16 protein-coding genes are annotated in these 21,858 nt (G+C 33.3%); 14 read left to right on the top strand and 2 right to left on the bottom strand.

Features of this window, described 5'->3' with window-relative positions; translation table 11 throughout:
* The first annotated feature begins 31 nt into the window (after positions 1 to 31).
* Positions 32 to 721: a metal-dependent hydrolase gene (locus BJG89_RS06290; protein ID WP_096809202.1), complete on the top strand. Its 690-nt coding sequence runs from the start codon at positions 32 to 34 to the stop codon at positions 719 to 721.
* 304 nt (positions 722 to 1,025) lie between these two features.
* Here the strand turns inward: BJG89_RS06290 and BJG89_RS06295 are convergent, their stop codons facing one another.
* Positions 1,026 to 1,439 carry a universal stress protein gene (locus BJG89_RS06295; protein ID WP_096809204.1) on the bottom strand — a complete coding sequence of 138 codons (414 nt, stop codon included), beginning with the start codon at positions 1,437 to 1,439 and terminating at the stop codon, positions 1,026 to 1,028.
* Between the two features lie 223 nt (positions 1,440 to 1,662).
* Here BJG89_RS06295 and BJG89_RS06300 point away from each other — a divergent pair, with 223 nt between their 5' ends.
* The 8 genes from BJG89_RS06300 (at position 1,663) to pyk (ending at position 13,652) form a co-directional block, all read left to right on the top strand.
* Positions 1,663 to 2,955 carry a DRTGG domain-containing protein gene (locus BJG89_RS06300; protein ID WP_096809206.1) on the top strand — a complete coding sequence of 431 codons (1,293 nt, stop codon included), beginning with the start codon at positions 1,663 to 1,665 and terminating at the stop codon, positions 2,953 to 2,955.
* 36 nt (positions 2,956 to 2,991) lie between these two features.
* On the top strand, positions 2,992 to 3,927 hold the full coding sequence (locus BJG89_RS06305; RefSeq protein WP_096809208.1) for a DHH family phosphoesterase: 936 nt from the start codon (positions 2,992 to 2,994) through the stop codon (positions 3,925 to 3,927).
* Positions 3,928 to 3,948: 21 nt separating this feature from the next.
* Entirely contained in the window at positions 3,949 to 7,152 is a 3,204-nt protein-coding gene (locus BJG89_RS06310; RefSeq protein WP_096809210.1) for a DNA polymerase III subunit alpha, read from the top strand.
* 237 nt (positions 7,153 to 7,389) lie between these two features.
* Positions 7,390 to 8,622, top strand: coding sequence for an NADP-dependent malic enzyme (gene ystJ, locus BJG89_RS06315; RefSeq protein ID WP_096809212.1), 1,233 nt, complete (start codon positions 7,390 to 7,392; stop codon positions 8,620 to 8,622).
* 76 nt (positions 8,623 to 8,698) lie between these two features.
* Entirely contained in the window at positions 8,699 to 9,565 is an 867-nt protein-coding gene (gene accD, locus BJG89_RS06320; RefSeq protein WP_096809214.1) for an acetyl-CoA carboxylase, carboxyltransferase subunit beta, read from the top strand.
* Positions 9,558 to 10,502: an acetyl-CoA carboxylase carboxyltransferase subunit alpha gene (locus tag BJG89_RS06325; protein WP_096809216.1), complete on the top strand. Its 945-nt coding sequence runs from the start codon at positions 9,558 to 9,560 to the stop codon at positions 10,500 to 10,502. Before accD ends, BJG89_RS06325 begins: the two co-directional genes overlap by 8 nt.
* Before the next feature lie 400 nt (positions 10,503 to 10,902).
* Complete coding sequence (gene pfkA, locus BJG89_RS06330) at positions 10,903 to 11,871, top strand: 6-phosphofructokinase (RefSeq protein WP_096809218.1); 969 nt, start codon at positions 10,903 to 10,905, stop codon at positions 11,869 to 11,871.
* A 20-nt stretch (positions 11,872 to 11,891) separates the two neighbouring features.
* The gene (gene pyk, locus BJG89_RS06335) at positions 11,892 to 13,652 is read left to right on the top strand and encodes a pyruvate kinase (RefSeq protein ID WP_096809220.1); all 1,761 of its coding nucleotides are present in this window, start codon (positions 11,892 to 11,894) and stop codon (positions 13,650 to 13,652) included.
* 354 nt (positions 13,653 to 14,006) lie between these two features.
* Here pyk and BJG89_RS06340 read toward each other — a convergent pair whose 3' ends face one another.
* The gene (locus BJG89_RS06340) at positions 14,007 to 15,371 is read right to left on the bottom strand and encodes an amino acid permease (protein ID WP_096809222.1); all 1,365 of its coding nucleotides are present in this window, start codon (positions 15,369 to 15,371) and stop codon (positions 14,007 to 14,009) included.
* Between the two features lie 348 nt (positions 15,372 to 15,719).
* Here BJG89_RS06340 and BJG89_RS06345 point away from each other — a divergent pair, with 348 nt between their 5' ends.
* The 5 genes from BJG89_RS06345 (at position 15,720) to tnpA (ending at position 21,672) form a co-directional block, all read left to right on the top strand.
* A complete protein-coding gene (locus tag BJG89_RS06345; RefSeq protein ID WP_096809224.1) occupies positions 15,720 to 16,838 on the top strand; it encodes a citrate synthase in 1,119 nt (372 codons plus the stop codon).
* Positions 16,839 to 16,915: 77 nt separating this feature from the next.
* Entirely contained in the window at positions 16,916 to 18,184 is a 1,269-nt protein-coding gene (gene icd / locus BJG89_RS06350; RefSeq protein WP_096809226.1) for an NADP-dependent isocitrate dehydrogenase, read from the top strand.
* Between the two features lie 413 nt (positions 18,185 to 18,597).
* A complete protein-coding gene (locus tag BJG89_RS06355; protein WP_096809229.1) occupies positions 18,598 to 19,308 on the top strand; it encodes a response regulator transcription factor in 711 nt (236 codons plus the stop codon).
* On the top strand, positions 19,308 to 20,996 hold the full coding sequence (gene pnpS, locus BJG89_RS06360; RefSeq protein WP_096809231.1) for a two-component system histidine kinase PnpS: 1,689 nt from the start codon (positions 19,308 to 19,310) through the stop codon (positions 20,994 to 20,996). The genes BJG89_RS06355 and pnpS overlap by 1 nt, the downstream gene beginning before the upstream one ends.
* Before the next feature lie 199 nt (positions 20,997 to 21,195).
* Positions 21,196 to 21,672: an IS200/IS605 family transposase gene (gene tnpA / locus BJG89_RS06365; RefSeq protein WP_039069888.1), complete on the top strand. Its 477-nt coding sequence runs from the start codon at positions 21,196 to 21,198 to the stop codon at positions 21,670 to 21,672.
* Positions 21,673 to 21,858: the final 186 nt, after the last annotated feature.

Below are 21,858 nucleotides of genomic sequence, written 5' to 3' on the forward strand. Positions count from 1 at the left end.
ATTAAATAGATTTATGGGAGGAATTATCGATATGAAGTTATCTTTTCATGGACAATCAACGATTTATTTTGAAGCGAATGGTAAAAAAGTTATTGTCGATCCATTTATTACAGGCAATGAGTTGTCTGACTTAGATGCTGAAACGTTAGATGTTGATTATATTATTTTGACACATGGTCATGGAGATCATTTTGGTGATACTGTGGAGTTAGCAAATAGAAATCATGCAACAGTGATTGGTTCTGCAGAATTAGGAGATTATTTGACTACTACAAAAAATGTTGAAAATGTAAGACCTATGAATATTGGCGGTAAGGCTGAATTTGAGTTTGGTACAGTTAAATTTGTGCAAGCATTTCATAGTTCTAGTTTAACTGATGAGAATGGTATCCCAGTTTATTTAGGTATGCCGATGGGTCTAATTCTAGAAATAGAAGGCAAAACAATATATCATACAGGTGATACTGGGTTGTTTGGTGATATGAAATTGATTGCAGAACGTCATCCAGTTGATGTTTGTTTTATACCAATCGGTGACAATTTCACTATGGGAATTGATGATGCTAGCTATGCAATTAATCAATTCATTAAGCCTAGTATTACAGTACCAATCCACTACAATACATTCGATTTGATTAAGCAAAATCCAGATGAATTTAAAGCTGCAGTGTCAGAAGGGGAAGTGCAAGTGCTTAACCCAGGTGATTCAGTAGAATTTTAATTGTGATACGGCAAAGATAGTAGTACAGGATCATATTTTAAAAATCATTTCCATACGCCGCCAAGATTTAGAAAGTTAAGAACAAAGAAGCTAAGTCTTGGCACGTGTACAAGTGTTACTCGTTTTCATAGAAATGGTAGAGGATAGAGCGCTTGGATAAGAACTACTAACGTAAAAGAAGGCATATGAGTGTGCTTTAAAAGTAGTTCTTTAAGAGTAATGTTTAAACATAACACTTTAGCAACCAATTGTTGAGAACAAAGATGAGGCTGAAACGTAAATAAGCGTTCCAGCCTCATCTTTATTATTTTACTATAAGAACAGGGATGCTAGCTCTTTTAGCCACTTTGTGACTCACACTACCTAATACAAATTTTTTCTTTTCTTCAGCACGACGGTTACTAAGAACAATAATTTCATATTTTCCACTATTCGCTTCTTTTACTAATTGCTCTTTTGGATTGCCGCGGACAATGATTTCATCATATTTGATACCATATTCTTCTAAAGCATTACGTGTACTTTCTAAACCTTCACTTCGTTTTTCAACAAGTTTATCTAAATGCACACCAGATTTAATTGAAGCTTGGGCATCTTGTTCACTAATTGTATTCATAATTGTTACAACAGTGTCTTTCCCAGCTAATTTAGAAACTTCTTTAAGTGCTTTTTCGTTTTTAAGTGTTGTATCAACACCAAGTAAAATATTTTTGAACATTGTTCATCCCTCCTTAACTCTATTCTAATTAAAGTTTATCACAAATCAAATTAAAATTTATGTATTTTCATATAAACTGAGTAAAAAACTTTTTAGATATTAATTTATGTAGAAATATATGTCATAATTGTTGTTAAAAAGTGATTTTAACATCATTACTTCGCAATTTTATTTATAAAAAGTTATAATATCATAGAAAATGTCCAAAAATGAGGTTATTACAATGACAAAGCATGAGCAAATTTTATCTTATATAGAATCTTTAGCAGTAGGACAAAAAATTTCTGTTAGGAAAATAGCGAAAGATTTAAGTGTATCTGAAGGAACAGCATACCGTGCTATTAAAGATGCTGGGAGAATAGGTTTAGTAGCGACCATTGATCGAGTTGGAACAGTCCGAATAGAAAAGAAAACACGCGAACAAATCGAACAACTTACATTTGGAGAAATTGTAAAAATAATTGATGGACAAGTGTTAGGCGGTAGAAATGGACTTATCAAAACATTGACAAAATTTGCTATCGGAGCAATGGAAATCGAAGATGTGATAAAGTATTTAAGCCCTCATACATTATTAATTGTTGGAAATAGAAAAGATGTACAATTAGCTGCTTTGAAAAGAGGAAGCGCAGTATTGATCACTGGTGGTTTTAGGACTTCTGATGAAATTGTTAAATATGCAGATGAACATGATTTACCCATACTATCCTCAAATTATGATACATATTTAGTTGCTAATATTATTAACAGAGCAATGTATAACCAAATGATTCGAAAAGAAATTTTGGTTGTTGAAGATATAGTTAAACCTGTTAACGAAGACACTGTAGTGTTTGACCATATGACTTTGCATGATTATAAAGAAAAAGCGAAACACACAGGTCATTCAAGATTTCCGGTGATTGATGAATATTGGCGTTTAGTTGGAATTATTACTAGTAAAGAAATTATTAAAATGGAAGATAATGACACATTGGCACATTTTATGACTAAGACACCCATCAATGTGCAACTTTCCACTACTGTAGCTAATTGTGCCCATATGATGATTTGGGAAGGCATCGAACTTTTGCCTGTTATTTCTCCAAGCAAAAAACTAATTGGTGTTATTACAAGAAAAGATGTACTAACCGCGATGCAATTATTAAGTCGTCAACCGCAAGTAGGAGAAACGATTAATGACCAAATTGCTAAACACATTACAATTACTAATGATGTTATTCAAGTTCAAACTTCACCACTGCTTACAAATCAATTTGGTACTTTAAGTAAGGCAGTATTCGTAGCTATTATTGAGGAAACAGTGCGTTATGAGATGAGAAAATTAAAAAAACTTGAAGTGATGATCGAAAGCTTAAATATTATTTACATTAAAACAGTGCAAATTGAATCTGAAATCAACGTGCATTATGATATGTTAGATGTAGGAAGAAATTTTGCTAAATTAGAGGTGACAATGACGAGAGATGGTAAACATGTCGCCAAAGCAATGATTATTTGTCAGATGATAGATTAAAGAAAATTATATTAATTAAAAAGGAAGATAATAGAAATGACGATAGAATTCAATCGAATTATGGATGAAATAAAAACAGCACAAACGATTATAATACATAGGCACGTAAGACCTGATCCAGATGCGTATGGTTCCCAACTTGGTTTAAAATATTATTTAAACTTAAAATTCCCGGAAAAAAATATTTTTGCCGTAGGAGAAGCAGAATCATCGCTTGATTTCATTGGAACCTTCGATGAAATTAGTGATGAGCAATATAACGATGCATTAGTTATTGTGTGTGATACTGCGAATGCACCAAGAATTAGTGATAACAGATTTAACACAGGCAATCGACTTATTAAAATCGATCACCATCCTGCAGTAGATCAATACGGAGAAATTAATTATGTTAATGATCATGCCTCTTCAACGAGTGAAATTATTTTTGATTTTATAACATATTTTAACGATCAAACGATTATTGATGCTTCAGTGGCTCGTGTACTGTACTTAGGTATTGTAGGAGATACAGGTCGATTCTTATTTAATAATACGACGCCACATACGATGGAAGTAGCGAGTCAATTATTGAAATATCCATTTAATCACCAAAAAGAACTGAATAAATTGGGGGAGAAAGATCCTAAGTTATTACCATTCCAAGGATATGTTTTACAGCATTTTGATTTAAACGAAAAAGGGTTCTGTAAGGTTAAGATTACTAAAGATATATTGGAACAATTTGATATTGCTGCAAATGAAGCATCCTTATTTGTAAATGCCATTGCAGATATTCAAGGATTGAAAATATGGGTGTTCGCAGTTGATGAAGGATCAGAAATCAGATGTCGCATTCGATCTAAAGATGTTGTTATTAATGATATAGCAAACGAATTTGGCGGCGGGGGCCATCCAAATGCGTCAGGAGTTTCTGTAGCAGATTGGGCGCAATTTGAAGTGTTAGCTGAAGCGTTAAATAATAAATTGTAATGACATAGGAGGTATTTGCTAATGGTTGCGCATTTAAATATTCATACATCGTATGATTTGTTGAATTCTAGCATTAAGATAAAAGATTGTATCACAAAAGCGGCAAAAGAAGGCTACACTTCATTAGCAATTACAGACACCAACGTTTTATATGGCTATCCTCAGTTTTATGATGCATGTATAGCAGCAAATATCCATCCTATATTCGGCATGACTACTTATGTGACAGATGGTTTGGTCTCAGTAGAAACAATCATCCTTGCGAAAAACAATCAAGGTTTAAAAGATTTATTTAAATTATCATCTGCAATCAAAATGAAAGAAAAATCAGAAACATCGTTTGAATGGTTGAAAAAATATAATGATAATTTTGTTGTAATATTTAAAAATGTAGTAGAGGAACACCAAAGTTTACTACAAACTTTTTCGAATGATGATGAAGTATTTCTAAATCACACGAGTCAAAAACTATTTGATTTACCGGTTGTTTGGGCACAAAGTACGAGTTATTTAAACCAAGAAGATGGCGATACTTTAACTGCTTTAGCAGCTATTAGAGATAATTCGAAATTAGATTTAGTTAAAGAAGAACACGAATATAACGCACATTTGTTTAGTCTGAATGAATTGGACACATTAGATTTAAGTGACGAAGTTTGGCAAAATACCAACTACATTGAAACGATTTGTAAAGCCGAATTGCAATATCATCAGTCATTATTACCTAAGTTTAAAACACCAGACAATCAATCATCCAAAGATTATCTATATCAAACATTGCAACAAAATTTAAAAAAATTAAATTTATCTTCTGAAATTAAACAAGGCTACAATAAAAGGCTCGTACATGAATATGATATTATTACGCGCATGGGGTTTGAAGATTACTTTCTTATTGTGAGTGACTTAATACACTACGCAAAAACAAATGGTGTATTTGTGGGGCCTGGCCGGGGTTCATCAGCGGGTTCACTTGTCAGTTATTTATTAGATATTACAACCATTGACCCCATCAAATATAACTTATTATTCGAGCGTTTTTTAAACCCAGAACGCGTCACGATGCCTGATATTGATATAGATTTTGAAGATACGCATAGAGAGAAAGTGATTCGCTATGTACAAGAAAAATATGGTGATAACCATGTAGCTGGAATTGTGACATTTGGACATTTATTAGCTAGAGCAGTTTCGAGAGATGTTGGTCGAATTATGGGGTTTGACGAAATTACATTAAACGAAATTTCATCTTTAATTCCTCATAAACTTGGTATTACGTTAGATGAAACTTATGAACGCAACGACTTTAAACAGTTTGTCCATAGAAATCACCGTCATGAACGTTGGTTTGAAATTTGTAAAAAATTAGAAGGCTTACCACGTCATACCTCAACACATGCAGCAGGTATTATCATTAATGATCATCCGTTATATGAGTACACACCATTAACAATAGGTGACGCTGGATTATTAACACAGTGGACAATGACAGAAGCTGAACGTATCGGTCTGTTGAAAATTGATTTTTTAGGTTTGAGAAATTTATCTATTATCCATCAAATTGTTAAACAAGTTAAGAAAGATTTGCGTATTGATATAGATATAGAAGCCATTCCATTTGATGATAAAAAAGTATTTCAACTCCTTTCTCAAGGTAATACAACAGGAATATTTCAATTAGAATCGGATGGTATCAGAAATGTATTGAAAAAATTACAGCCACAGCACTTTGAAGATATTGTAGCTGTAACGTCGTTGTATAGACCAGGTCCTATGGAAGAAATCCCAACCTATATTGCGAGAAGGCACGCTCCAGAGAAAGTACAGTATCTCCATAAAGATTTAGAACCTATTTTAAAAACGACGTACGGCGTCATTATCTATCAAGAACAAATCATGCAAATCGCAAGTAAGTTTGCTAATTTCAGCTATGGAGAAGCCGATATATTAAGACGTGCGATGAGTAAAAAAAACCGCGCAGTGTTAGAAAGCGAACGACAGCATTTTGTTGATGGCGCATTGAAAAATGGTTACGAGACTAGTTTAAGCAAACAAATATTTGATTTGATTTTAAAGTTTGCTGATTACGGATTTGCACGTGCGCATGCTGTTAGTTATTCAAAAATTGCTTATATTATGGGGTATTTAAAGGTACATTATCCGAATTACTTTTATGCAAATATATTAAGCAATTCAATTGGTAGTGAGAAGAAGACGGCACAAATTATTGATGAAGCTAAACATCAACAACTCAAGGTATTGGCACCGAACATCAATGAAAGCCATTGGTTTTACAAAGCTAATAAGAAGGGTATTTATTTATCTTTAGGTGCAATTAAGGGTGTTGGATATCAAAGTGTCAAACTCATTGTTGATGAGCGAAAAGAAAATGGTATATATAAAGACTTTTTTGATTTTACACGTCGCATACCAAAAAGAATCAAGTCTAGAAAATTACTTGAAGCATTAATTTTAGTTGGTGCCTTTGATTCCTTTGGAAAAAACCGTGCTACTTTATTACACTCTATAGACCAAGTGCTTGATGACGTCTCTGACGTGGAACAAGATGGTTTTATTTTTGACGTGTTAACGCCTAAAATTTCATACGAAGAAAAAGAAGAATTGCCGGATAAAGTGCTAAGTGATTATGAAAAAGAATATTTAGGGTTTTATGTATCAACCCATCCAGTAGAAAAAGCATTCGAACAAAAGCAATATCTCGGCATATATAAATTAAATAATGCACGAGATAATCAACCTATATTTGTTCAAATTGATCAGTTAAAACGCATTCGTACTAAAAATGGTCAAAACATGGCGTTTATAACTTTGAACGATGGTATCAATAATCTAGATGGCGTCGTATTTCCTGATGCTTATAAAAAATATGAATCAATTTTAAATACAGAAGATACATTGATAGTAAAGGGTAAATTTGAAAACAGAAATAATAAAAAACAACTTATAATCAATCAAATGGAAGATGTACCAACATTTGAAGATTATAAGTTAACACATGCCGAACAAATTATAATTAGAAATTTAGAAGATTTTACTGAAATAGAACAATGGTTGGAAGAACAAGAAACCACAGGTGATATTCCTGTGACGTATTTTCAAGAAAATCAAAATCAATTTAAAAACATCGGTTTTATCTCTCGTGAAAAAGAGAAAATCAAAATGCTTATTTCTAAATTCTCACCGTGGGATATAAGGATAATTTAGCTTTATCAAGATTGTAAACTATGGTATAGTTAACTGATGGTTAAGTAGATACTTGCCATCAGTTTATAATATGAATAATGCTTCACTTGAATAATTGAAATATATGTTTTTATTACAAAGGTTAACAAAAAAGGTCACTGATTTAATGTTAGCGATATCATTTGTAATTTATGTTAGATTGTAATAAAAATATATATGAGCTGTTTATAATTATTGAATGTAAAGGGGTAGATTTACATGACGTTGAGAGACGATGCATTAGAAATGCATAGAGTAAACCAAGGCAAATTAGAGGTTACACCGAAAGTCCAAGTAACCAATAAAGAAGAATTAAGCTTAGCATATTCACCTGGCGTAGCAGAGCCATGTAAAGAAATACACGAAGACCCACGCAAAGTATTTGAATATACGATGAAAGCCAATACTGTAGCAGTTGTTACTGATGGTACAGCTGTATTAGGGCTCGGTAATATTGGCGCAGAAGCGAGTATTCCAGTCATGGAAGGGAAAGCAGTTTTGTTCAAAAGTTTTTCTGGCATAGACGGCGTGCCAATTGCGTTAAATACAACGGATACAGATGAAATTGTTAATACTGTAAAGTTATTAGAACCTAACTATGGCGGGATTAACCTAGAGGATATTTCAGCCCCACGTTGTTTCGAAATAGAAGAACGTTTAAAAAAAGAGACAAAAATACCTGTTTTTCACGATGACCAACATGGTACAGCAATTGTAACTGTTGCAGGTATGATTAATGCACTTCGTATCGTGGATAAAGATTTGTCAGATATTAAAGTTGTGCTTAACGGTGCAGGCGCTGCAGGTATGGCTATCGTACAATTATTATATTCATATGGTGTTAGAGATATGATCATGTGTGATTCTAAAGGATCTATTTATGAAGGACGTTCATACGGTATGAATGATACTAAATCATTTGTTGCTAAATGGACAAACAGAGAAAAAGTTGAAGGCTCTTTAAATGATGTCATTAAAGATGCTGATGTATTTATTGGTGTTTCTGTTGCTGACTTATTATCAAAAGAAATGGTTGAATCAATGGCTCAAGACCCAATTATCTTCGCAATGGCTAACCCAAATCCTGAAATTAATCCAGAGGTAGCAAAAGAAGCGGGCGCTAAAGTAATTGGTACGGGTCGTTCCGATTTCCCAAACCAAATCAATAATGTGCTTGCTTTCCCAGGTATTTTTAGAGGGGCGTTAGATGTGGAAGCTACTCATATAAATGAAGAAATGAAACAAGCTGCTGTGGAAGCAATTGCTAATTTAATTAAATCGGAAGAATTAAATCCAGATTATTGTATCCCTGGTCCATTTGATAAACGCGTGGCACCTTCAGTTGCTAGAGAAGTTGCAAAAGCTGCAATGGAAACAGGGGTGGCAAGAATAGATATGGATCCAGAAGAAATTTATAATAAAACAATGAAATTAACAGATTTAGACAAATAATATTCATGAATGCTAGTCTTGAAATATTGCGTGTGAAGTATAAGGAAGACAGCAATGGTTATGTGGAGGTTTACCAATGTTTAAAGATTTTTTCAATCGAAGTAGTAAAAAGAAAAAGTATGTAACTGTTTCTGATTCAAAACAAAGTGATGTTCCAGCGGGAATTATGACGAAATGTCCAAAATGTAAAAAAATAATGTATACAAAAGAATTAGCTGAAAATTTAAACGTATGTTTCAACTGTGACCATCATATAGCGCTAACTGCACATAAACGAATTGAAGCTATTTCTGATGAAGGTACATTCACAGAGTTTGATAAAGGCATGACCTCTGCGAATCCATTAGATTTTCCAAGTTATGAAGAAAAAATTCAAAAAGACCAACAGAAAACAGAATTAAATGAGGCTGTTGTCACAGGTACAGCAACTTTAGAAGGTATCGAATATGGCATAGCTGTTATGGACGCTAGATTCAGAATGGGAAGTATGGGGTCCGTTGTAGGTGAAAAAATTTGTAGAATAATTGAACACTGTACGGAACACCGTTTGCCATTTATATTATTTTCTGCTAGTGGTGGCGCCAGAATGCAAGAAGGAATTATCTCATTAATGCAAATGGGTAAAACAAGCGTTACGCTTAAAAAACATATGGATGCAGGTTTGTTATATATTTCTTATATTACAAACCCAACTACAGGTGGAGTGTCAGCTAGTTTTGCTTCCGTTGGTGATATTAATTTAAGTGAACCAAAAGCACTAATAGGTTTTGCAGGTAGACGTGTAATTGAACAAACAATTAACGAGAAATTACCGGATGACTTCCAAACTGCTGAATTTTTATTAGAACATGGACAATTAGATAAAGTGGTACATAGAAAAGAAATGAAAATGACGCTATCTAATATTTTAAAAATGCACCAAGAGGTGAAAACAAATGCTTGATTTTGAAAAGCCACTTTTTGAAATAAAAAATAAAATTGAATCACTGAAAGATTCTCAAGAAAAAAATGATGTGGATTTACAGGAAGAAATTGATATGCTTGAAGCATCGCTGGATCGTGAAACCCAAAAAGTTTATACCAATTTAAAACCTTGGGATCGTGTGCAATTAGCACGCTTACAGGAAAGACCTACCTCGTTAGATTATATTCCATACATTTTTGATTCATTCATGGAATTACATGGTGATCGTAACTTTCGAGATGACCCAGCAATGATTGGTGGTATTGGTTATTTAAATGGACAAGCTGTTACGGTCGTTGGACAACAACGTGGTAAAGATACGAAAGATAATATTTACCGCAACTTCGGAATGGCGCATCCTGAGGGATATAGAAAAGCTTTACGTTTAATGAAACAAGCTGAAAAATTTAACAGACCTGTTTTTACCTTTATTGATACTAAGGGGGCATATCCAGGTAAAGCAGCCGAAGAACGTGGCCAAAGCGAGTCTATTGCTAAAAATTTAATTGAAATGGCTTCGCTTAAAGTTCCCGTTATTGCCATTGTAATTGGTGAAGGTGGCAGCGGCGGCGCTTTAGGTTTAGGCGTGTCTAATCGGTTATTAATGCTTGAAAACAGTACATATTCAGTGATTTCGCCGGAAGGTGCTTCTGCGTTATTATGGAAAGATAGTAATCTTGCACAAATTGCGGCAGAAACAATGAAAATCACAGCAGAAGATTTGCGCGAGTTGAAAATTGCAGACCAAGTCTTGAAAGAGCCTTTAGGCGGCGCTCATCATGATATTGAGACACAAGCTCAAAGTATTAAAGAAGCTTTTTTACAACATTTAAATGAATTAAGTCCACTAGATAAACAACAAATAGTAGATGACCGTTATGATAAATTTAGAAATATTGGGTCATTTAATGAATAATTATTAAAAAAATTATAATACTCATCTACATCGTTTACTTTGCTTCAATGAATAGGTGCATCTATTCTGATAGTAATCTAAACGCCTGCAAAAGAGCGATAATATATAATCAAATCTTTTATTTTGATTATATATTATCGCTCTTATTTTTATTGTAATAATTTAAGATGAAGTATAAAAAATAATATTATTGTTTATTAAATATAAGTTAAAGGTAATGTAAGATATAGTTGGAATATTTTAGGAGGGGTTATGAAAGGAAACGCTTACTAATTGTAAAATTATTTTTTATTATAATTAAAAACGTTTACATTAGTTATGATGCCTTATTTTAATGGCACCTTATATGATTTTATGGTATTTTTAGAATAAGAAATACATGTTAGAAAGGTATGTCGTCATGAAAAAAATTGCAGTGTTGACTAGCGGTGGAGATTCACCAGGCATGAACGCAGCTATAAGAGCTGTTGTTCGAAAAGCGATTTATAATAATATTGAAGTTTATGGTGTCTATCAAGGCTATCAAGGCTTATTAAACGATGATATCGAGAAGTTAGAACTCGGTTCTGTTGGAGATACAATCCAACGCGGCGGAACATTCTTATATTCGGCAAGATGTCCTGAATTTAAAGAACCAGAGGTACGTAAAAAAGCAATAGAAAATTTACGTAAAAGAGGTATTGAAGGCTTAGTAGTTATTGGTGGAGACGGTAGCTATAGAGGTGCACAACGTATAAGCGAAGAATGCCAAGAAATCCAAACGATTGGCGTACCAGGAACGATTGATAATGATATTAACGGTTCGGACTTTACAATTGGTTTTGACACAGCTTTAAATACAATTATTGATTGTGTCGACAAGATACGAGATACGGCTTCAAGCCATGCAAGAACATTTATCATTGAAGTTATGGGTCGCGATTGCGGGGACTTAGCACTTTGGGCAGGCCTTTCAGTAGGTGCAGAAACAATTATTGTTCCTGAAGTTGAAACAGACATTAAAGAAGTCGCTGAAAAGATTGATAATGGTATAAGACGTGGAAAGAAACACTCAATTGTTATGGTAGCTGAAGGATGTATGTCTGGTGAAGATTGCGCGAATGAATTGACTAAATATATTAATGTTGATGCTCGTGTATCTGTATTAGGACATATCCAACGTGGTGGCAGCCCAAGTGGTGCAGATAGAGTGCTCGCTTCACGATTGGGTGGGCATGCTGTAGACTTATTACTTGAAGGAAAAACAGCAATTGGCGTTGGTATCCGCAACAATGAATTAACAGACACATCGTTTGAAGAAATATTCAGAGCTAATGAACACAAGTTTGATTTCGAAACTTATGCTCTAACAAATGAATTATCGATATAAAATACTGGGAGGCATTAATAATGAGAAAAACTAAAATTGTTTGTACAATTGGACCTGCATCAGAATCTGAAGAAATGCTTGAGAAATTAATTAAAGCTGGAATGAACGTAGCAAGATTGAATTTCTCACATGGTGACCATGCAGAACATAAAGCTAGAATTGATAGAATTCGCGAAGTATCACAAAGATTGGGTAAAACAGTTGGGATACTTTTAGATACTAAAGGTCCTGAAATCCGTACTCACAACATGAAAGATGGTGCTATTGAACTTGAAAAAGGTACGGAAGTCATCGTAAGTATGACTGAAGTTGAAGGTACACCAGATAAATTCTCAGTAACTTACGATAATCTAATAAATGATGTTCAAGAAGGGTCATATATTTTATTAGATGATGGTCTCATCGAATTACAAGTAAAACAAATAGATAAAACAAATGGCGAAGTTATTTGTGATGTATTAAATACTGGAGAGTTAAAAAATAAAAAAGGCGTTAACCTACCGGGTGTTAAAGTAAGTTTACCTGGAATTACAGATAAAGATGCTGAAGATATTAAATTTGGTATAAGTGAAAATGTTGATTTCATTGCAGCAAGCTTTGTACGTCGCCCAAGTGATGTGTTAGATATACGTAAATTACTTGAAGAAGGTAAAAATACAAACATCAGCATTATTCCTAAAATTGAAAACCAAGAAGGTATTGATAACATTAAAGAAATACTTGAAGTTTCTGATGGTTTAATGGTTGCGCGCGGTGATATGGGTGTTGAAATACCGCCAGAATCAGTACCAATGGTACAAAAAGACTTAATTAGACAATGTAACAAATTAGGTAAACCAGTTATTACAGCTACTCAAATGCTAGATTCAATGCAACGCAACCCACGTGCTACGCGCGCTGAAGCAAGTGATGTTGCTAATGCTATTTATGATGGTACAGACGCAGTTATGCTTTCAGGTGAAACTGCTGCTGGCCTATATCCAGAAGAAGCTGTTAAAACAATGCGTAATATTGCAATCTCAGCTGAAGCTGCACAAGATTATAAACGTTTATTATCTGACCGTACAAAACTTGTGCAAACTTCACTAGTGAATGCTATTGGTGTATCTGTCGCACATACAGCACTGAATTTAAATGTAAAAGCAATTGTCGCAGCAACTGAAAGTGGTTCTACAGCTAGAACGATTTCTAAATATCGTCCTAAATCAGATATTATTGCAGTTACACCTCACGTTGAAACTGCACGTCAATGTGCACTAGTATGGGGCATTTACCCTGTAGTTAAAGAAGGACGTAAAACAACAGATGCTATGTTGAATACAGCAGTAGCTACAGCTGTTGAGACTGAAAAAGTTCAAAACGGTGATTTAATTATTATTACTGCTGGTGTACCTACAGGTGAGAAAGGCACTACAAACATGATGAAATTACATCTTGTAGGTGATGAATTGGCTAAAGGTCAAGGTATTGGCAGAAACTCAGTTGTAGGAAACACATTAGTTGTCAAAAATGCGAGTGAACTAGAAGGTAAAGATCTATCTGAAACAATTATTGTCACTTCTTCAGTAGATGAAACGCTTGTGCCATATATTGAACAAGCAGGGGGATTAATTGCAGAAGAAAATGGAATTACTTCACCAAGTGCCATTATTGGTTTAGAAAAAGGCATCCCTACTATTGTTGGAGTTGAAAATGCAACAGAAGAAATTCAAAATGATATCTTGATAACTGTAGATGCAAATCAAGGTAAAGTGTTTGAAGGTTATGCTAACGTACTTTAATTAATTGAATCGAAATCAGGCTCAAAGATGAAAATGTGTTGCTTACTTAATAAAGAGAACTCATATAACAACTTAATTTTTCTTAAATGTTTTTAACATACACTTGTTTGAGTGGTAAAAATTAAAAATTTGATATAAGCCTATTTTGATTCCAGTTATCTACTGCTATATCGTTAAAGAGACCGAGACATCTTTTTTATGTCTCGGTCTTTATTTGTTTTTATAAAATCGAAAACGGAATAAAAACTGCATTTTAAACATTCTGTTATATTTTCTGATGCTAATCGCTATAAATAACCAAAATGATAAAATAGATACTATTTACCTTTATCATTTTGAGTTATTATATTATAGTTATTTTAAATTAATATTTGCCACTTTTTTATATCTTAAATACATCAGGCTTAATATGATAAACCATATAGGTGTTAAAAAAACTGCTCTTCTTGTATCTACGTTTACGAACAATAAACAAAATACTAAGCAAAAGAAAATCAAAATGATGTATCCCATATATTTACCACCGATTAATTTATAGGTAGCTTTTTTGTGCAATTCAAGGTTATGGCGATGATAATTAATATACGCCACAATAATTAACGCCCAAACAATTAGAAATAATACCGTAGATACAGTCGTAATATATGTAAATACTAATGTTGCATTTGGAATAATATAATTCAACAATACGGATATTAATAACAGCGCACATGAAACGAAAATGGCTATATGAGGTATGCCGTTTTTGTTTGTTTTTTCAAAAATAGGCGGCGCTTGCTGTTGATTTGATAAGCCAAATAGCATACGACTATTAGAGAATATGCCGCTGTTACAAGATGACGCTGCAGCAGTTAAGACGACAAAGTTAATGATACCGGCTGCAAATGGAATACCGATTAAAGCAAATAGTCTAACAAAAGGGCTTTCGTCAGGATTGATGTTGTTCCAAGGGATGATAGACATAATTACCGTTAAAGCACCGACATAGAATACTAGAATTCTTATAGGCACACTATTGATGGCTTTAGGAATTGTTTTAGTTGGATCTTTTGTCTCTCCAGCAGTAACGCCAATCAATTCAATACCAACAAAAGAAAATAAGGCCATTTGAAATGACATTAGAAATCCACTAACACCTTTAGGAAAAATCCCATTATTATATAAATTTGTTAACGATGTATGACCAAATTGTGTATCGTATGCCATTACAATCATCACAATACCAACGAAAATAAGTGCCAAGATAGTAACTACTTTAATAATTGAAAACCAGAACTCTAATTCTCCGAATAATTTGGCACTAAGCAAATTTAATGACATTAAAATCAGTACACAAAACAAAGCGCTTATCCAGTTAGGGATATGTGGGAACCAAAAACTGACGTATTTAGCCACTGCTGTAACTTCAGCCATACCAGTTATAATCCAACATAGCCAGTATGTCCACCCAGTAACGAATCCAGCAAACGGACCGAGATATTGATTTGTCACATCGGCAAAAGATCTAAAATGAGTGTTTGTTACTAGTATTTCTCCTAATCCTCTCATAAACATAAATAGCATAAACCCGATAATAATGTATGTCAGTAAAATTGAAGGGCCAGTTAAAGCTATTGTTTGTCCAGCTCCTAAAAAGAGACCTGTGCCGATAGCACCTCCGATAGCAATTAACTGAATATGTCGATTGCTCAATTCTCTTTGTAACTGTTGTTTTGACATAAGTTTTAACTCCTTTATTAAGTTATTTATTATTATGATACTCAACTTAAAATAAAACAACTCTTTTTTTATTTTTATAGACTAGTGTTAGTGTAAATTTATATTAACAATTTGTTATTAATCACGATAACCAATTAAAAATCATTATAAATTGAAGAAAGGGTAATTACATATTAGAATGAGAATATAGCAACACGCAATCATATGGCGTGTTTAAGGGCATATAAACTAATTATCATTTCTTAATGATTGGTGTGATTATAAACTGAAATATTCACAAAAACGTAAATATTGTCTATAATGGTCTATGAAAGCCATTTCATTATGAAATAGAAAAGGGGAATATATATGGCAGAGTTACAAAAAGGTTTAGAAGGGGTAATTGCATCAGAAACTAAAGTAAGCTCAATTATTGATAGTCAACTTACATACGCAGGCTATGAAATTGATGACTTAGCTGAAAATGCTGAATTCGAAGAAGTTGTCTTTTTACTATGGCACTATCGATTACCTAATAAAGAGGAACTGCAAGCATTTAAAGAAAAACTCTTTAAATATATGACTTTAAACCCTAGGGTATATAATCATTTCAAAGAGTATGCAACAAGCAATGTACATCCAATGACAGCGCTAAGAACATCAGTGTCTTACATCGCTCACTTTGATGAACATGCCGAGGATGAAAGCGATGATCAGACAATGGAACGTGCCGTACGTATCCAAGCAAAAATTGCGTCTCTTGTTACTGCATACGCCAGAGTAAGAGATGGCAAAGAACCTGTCAAACCGAGCAGTGATTTAAATTATGCCGCAAACTTCTTGTATATGTTGCGTGGTGAATTACCAACAGACATCGAAGTTGAAGCATTTAATAAAGCATTAGTATTACATGCGGATCATGAACTAAATGCTTCTACGTTTACTGCTAGATGTGCAGTATCTTCGTTATCTGATATGTATTCTGGCATTGTAGCAGCTGTTGGTTCATTAAAAGGGCCATTACATGGTGGGGCAAATGAACGTGTAATGAGTATGCTTTCAGAGGTTAAATCAATTGATGAAGTAGATGAGTACATTGATAATAAAATTAAAAATAAAGAAAAAATAATGGGCTTTGGCCATCGTGTGTATAAAAATGGTGACCCAAGAGCTAAATTCTTAAAAGAGATGAGTAAAAAGATAACTTCTGAAACAGGCCAAAGTCAGTTATTTGATATCTCAGTTAAGATAGCTGATAAAATGCAAGAAGAAAAAGGCCTTATCGCAAATGTTGACTTCTATAGTGCGACTGTATACCATAGCATGAATATTGAACATGACTTATTTACACCTATTTTTGCAGTAAGTAGAACTTCCGGGTGGATTGCGCATATACTAGAACAATACAGAGATAATAGAATCATGCGTCCAAGAGCACAATATATTGGTGAAACAAATAGAACTTATGCACCAATAGAAGAAAGATAATCCGAATATTACTCATTTTTTAAAAATTATAAAACTATTGAACTAAAAAACAATTCAAATTACGGAGGTATATTTACATGGCAGGAGAAAAAGTAGTTAAAACATCAGAAGGGTTAACAGTTCCAAACAATCCTATTATTCCTTATATTATCGGTGACGGTATTGGGCCAGATATTTGGTCAGCAGCAAGCAGAGTGATTGATGCAGCAGTTGAAAACGCTTATAACGGCGAAAAGAAAATTGAGTGGAAAGAAGTATTAGCTGGCCAAAAAGCATTCGACGAAACAGGTGAATGGCTACCTAAAGAAACATTAGATACAATTAATGAATATTTAATTGCAATTAAAGGTCCGCTTACGACACCAATTGGTGGTGGTATCCGTTCTTTAAATGTTGCTTTACGTCAAGAACTTGATTTATTTACTTGCCTAAGACCTGTACGTTGGTTCCAAGGTGTGCCTTCACCAGTTAAACGCCCAGAAGATACAGATATGGTTATCTTCCGAGAAAATACTGAAGATATTTATGCGGGTATTGAATTTAAAGAAGGTACGCCAGAAGCTAAAAAGTTAATTGACTTCTTACAAGATGAAATGGGTGCTAAAAATATTAGATTCCCAGAAACTTCAGGCATTGGTGTAAAACCTGTTTCTAAGGAAGGTACAGAGCGTTTAGTGCGTGCAGCGATTCACTATGCATTAGATAACAATCGCAAATCAGTAACTTTAGTGCATAAAGGTAATATCATGAAGTTTACTGAAGGCGCGTTTAAACAATGGGGCTATGATTTAGCACACAATGAATTTGGTGATAAAGTATTTACATGGCAACAATATGATGAAATTGTTGAAAAAGATGGTAAAGAAAAAGCAAATAAAGTTCAAGAACAAGCTGAAAAAGACGGTAAGATTATTATTAAAGATTCAATTGCAGATATTTTCTTACAACAAATTTTAACGCGTCCTGCAGATCATGATGTAGTTGCTACTATGAACCTTAATGGGGATTATGTATCAGACGCATTAGCAGCACAAGTTGGTGGAATTGGAATAGCGCCAGGGGCAAACATTAACTATGAAACGGGTCATGCTATTTTTGAAGCTACACATGGCACTGCTCCTAAATACGCTGGGTTAAATAAGGTGAATCCATCTTCTGAGATTCTAAGTGCATCTTTAATGTTAGAACATTTAGGTTGGCAAGAAGCTGCTGACAAGATAACTGAATCTATTGAGAAAACAATTGCTTCAAAAGTTGTCACTTACGATTTTGCACGTTTAATGGACGGCGCTAGAGAAGTATCAACTTCTGAATTTGCAGACGAACTTATTAAAAACATTAAGTAATATATCATCAAAGTAAGTGTTTATATAAATTGAAATACTTTTACAGGAGTAAGCATAGAAATCAGATGACGTTATGATTTCTATCTTGCTCCTTTTTTATTTAAATTTATCTAAGAAGGAGATATTAAATAGTGATAACTAAATTATTTTTGCTTATAATAGAAAATATAAGCGTTGAAATATAAAGTAAATGTTAAGTAAATATTAACTTTTTAAATACTTAGGCTTAAATTATTTATCTTGAAATCCCTTACTGATTTGTTAAATAAGACAATACAATTTTTTTGTAATTATTTTACAAATAACTAACGATCAATGATTTATTAAGTTTATGTAAAAATATTTTTAAGTATGTTATTTTTATTAAAATATAAGTTATAATTAATTTGTAATCATAAAATTGGAGGTATACTATGTCACAAAAAGTACTTGTAGTAGATGATGAGCAATCAATCGTAACCTTGTTAAAATATAATTTAGAGCAAGCTGGATACATAGTGGAAGTTGCTTATGATGGCGAAGAAGCTTTAGAAAAAGTAAATACTTCAAATCCAGAATTGGTTGTATTGGATGTTATGCTTCCTAAAAAAGACGGTATCGAAGTGTGTAAAACGATTCGTTCAGACAAAAATTTAGTGCCAATTTTAATGTTAACTGCTAAAGATGATGAATTTGATCGCGTGTTAGGCCTAGAGCTTGGCGCAGATGATTATATGACAAAACCATTCTCTCCACGGGAAGTGGTAGCTCGAGTCAAGGCAATTTTAAGGCGCTCAGCAATGATAAGTGAGGCTGTACCAGGTGATGAAGACGAAGATGATATTTTAATTGGTTCAATAAGAATTAGACCTGAATACTTTGAAGTTTATCGTGAAGATGAATTACTCGAATTAACACCTAAAGAATTCGAATTATTGTTATACCTTATAGAAAGACAAGGAAGAGTTATAACGCGTGAACATATGTTAAACTCTGTTTGGAATTATGAATTTGCTGGCGATTCAAGAATTGTGGATGTACATATTAGTCATTTGAGAGATAAATTGGAAGAAAATCCTAAGCAGCCTAAATTGATAAAAACAGTTAGAGGCTTAGGCTATAAGTTGGAAAGACCTAAAGTTTAATGCTGAAGTTTCACCAGAGACTATTATTTTTATTATGTACAATTGTTATCGTTAGTTTTATTGCGTTAGGTGCGATTATTACACATGTTATTTATAATACTGTTATTTCAAACCAAGAAGGCGACTTAGAACATCAAGCACAACATCTCGTAAGCTTATACAATCAAGATAAAACAAATGAAATTAAAGACATTGCTAAGAGTGAAAAATTCACATTATTCATTACTAAAGATAACGACAAAATATTTTCCACAAATGAAGGCACTCATATTAATAAAGATATTAATAATGAAGCGAACCCTTCTAAGTTGATATACGATAAAGTAGGAGACAATCATAGGTACACTTTCAAAACGTCTTTAAAAGATAAAGATATTATAATTAGTAGTATTGATAATGAAATTTTTGAATTACAAGTTGGTATTTGGAAATACGTGGGACTAATCGGTTTGTTTGTTTTAATTATCATTTTCTTTGTTGTTAGAAGCATTAATAGGACTTACATTAGACCTATCAACGAAGTCACATACGCAACAAATCTTTTAGCTGAAGGTTATTACCATGTCAGAGTGCCTGAAAGCAATGTCAAAGAAACAAGAGAGCTATTTGTTACCACAAATGAGTTAGCTAGGAGACTACAGCGATTGAATCACAAACAAAAATTGCAATCTAACCGTTTGAAGACAACAATAGAAAACATACCTAGCTCAATTTTAATGATTGATAAATATGGAGACATCGTAGTAGCTAATAGATCATATTATGATGTATTTAACCCTGAGGATGCAGTAGAACATAAAAATTATATTGATTTTATTGACCCTGAGATACAACCATTGATTGCTGCAGCATTTAAAGTAGAAAAATCTACATATGATCAAATCAAATTAACGATTGACCAAGTACATCAAAAATACTTTGATACAGCGTGTATTCCAATTTTATCTAAAAACAAAAAAAATTTATATGGTATGGTGGTCGTGCTGCATGATATAACAAATTTAAAAAAATTAGAAAATTTAAGACGCGAATTTGTTGCCAATGTATCACATGAATTAAAAACACCTATTACATCAATTAAAGGCTTTGCAGAAACTTTACTAGACGGCGCTAAAGACGATGCACAAACGTTAAACGATTTCCTAGAAATCATTTCAAAAGAATCTAACCGTATTGAAACGTTAGTTTATGATTTGTTAGATTTGTCTCATGTGGAACAGCAGACACAATTAGAAACAGAGCCTACAAGCTTATCCGAAATCGCAGAAACTACAATAAAAAACATGCAAAATATCGCTGAAAATAAAAACATCACAATCGTTAACGAAATTAATCGTGATATTATTATCGAAGCAAATAAGGATAAAGTCTCACAAGTAGCACTTAACCTGCTATCCAATGCGATAAGTTATTCTAAAGTTTCAGAAGAAGTCATTGTGCGTGTTTTTAAAGAAGGCAATAAGCGTATTTTAGAAGTTCAAGATTTTGGTATTGGTATAAGTGAGCAAGACCAAAAACATATATTCGAACGTTTTTACCGTGTAGATAAAGCTCGAAGCAGAGATTCTGGTGGCACAGGACTTGGTCTGTCAATCACTAAACATATTATGGAAGCACACCACGGCAGAATCAATGTATTTAGTGAGCCGGAAAAAGGTTCGACGTTTAGAGTAACATTTTTCGAATAGAATATGTCTATAACCAATCATTTCAATCGATTTAACCCTAGCAATTTAGGGTTAAATCGATTGATTTATTATATAAAAAACCATACGCTATGCGTATGGTGCAGTATGGTTATACCGTTGTATTAAAAATTGCATCTCTACGTGCTAAAATAATATTTGGTCAGCCAACCAAAATTAACAACATGAGGAGATGCAATTTATGTCATCAGACACAAATAGTTTAGCACATACAAAATGGAATTGTAAGTATCACATTGTCTTCGCTCCTAAATATAGAAGGCAAATTATTTATGGAAAAATAAAGAAAGATATTGGATTAATATTGCGACAGTTGTGTGAAAGAAAAGGTGTAGAAATTATTGAAGCTGAAGCATGTAAAGATCATATTCATATGTTAGTTAGTATTCCACCAAAATTAAGTGTTTCCCAATTTGTAGGATATTTAAAAGGGAAGAGTAGTTTATTGATTTTTGATAGACATGCACATTTAAAATATAGATATGGAAATAGAAAATTTTGGTGTAAAGGGTTTTACGTTGATACAGTTGGAAGAAATAAAAAAGTTATAGAAAATTATATTCGTAATCAATTACAAGAGGATATCGTTGCAGAGCAATTAACGCTTGTCGAATATATAGACCCATTTACTGGCGAAGAAACTAGAAAGAAAAAATAAACAACCCTTTTAAGGGTTGCTGGGAAAGTAGTACATATGGCTGATCTTCTCAGAGCCCTTATCAGGGCTGGTCAGTAACAAAGGCTTATAGCCGCAGAACAAACCACCCGTTATACGGGTGGTTTTGATTTTTATTATCGCTTTTAAAAAGCTCTTTTAGAAATCTGTATGTCGAATGAATACTGA

The organism is Staphylococcus nepalensis, from assembly GCF_002442935.1.
Classification (GTDB): domain Bacteria; phylum Bacillota; class Bacilli; order Staphylococcales; family Staphylococcaceae; genus Staphylococcus; species Staphylococcus nepalensis.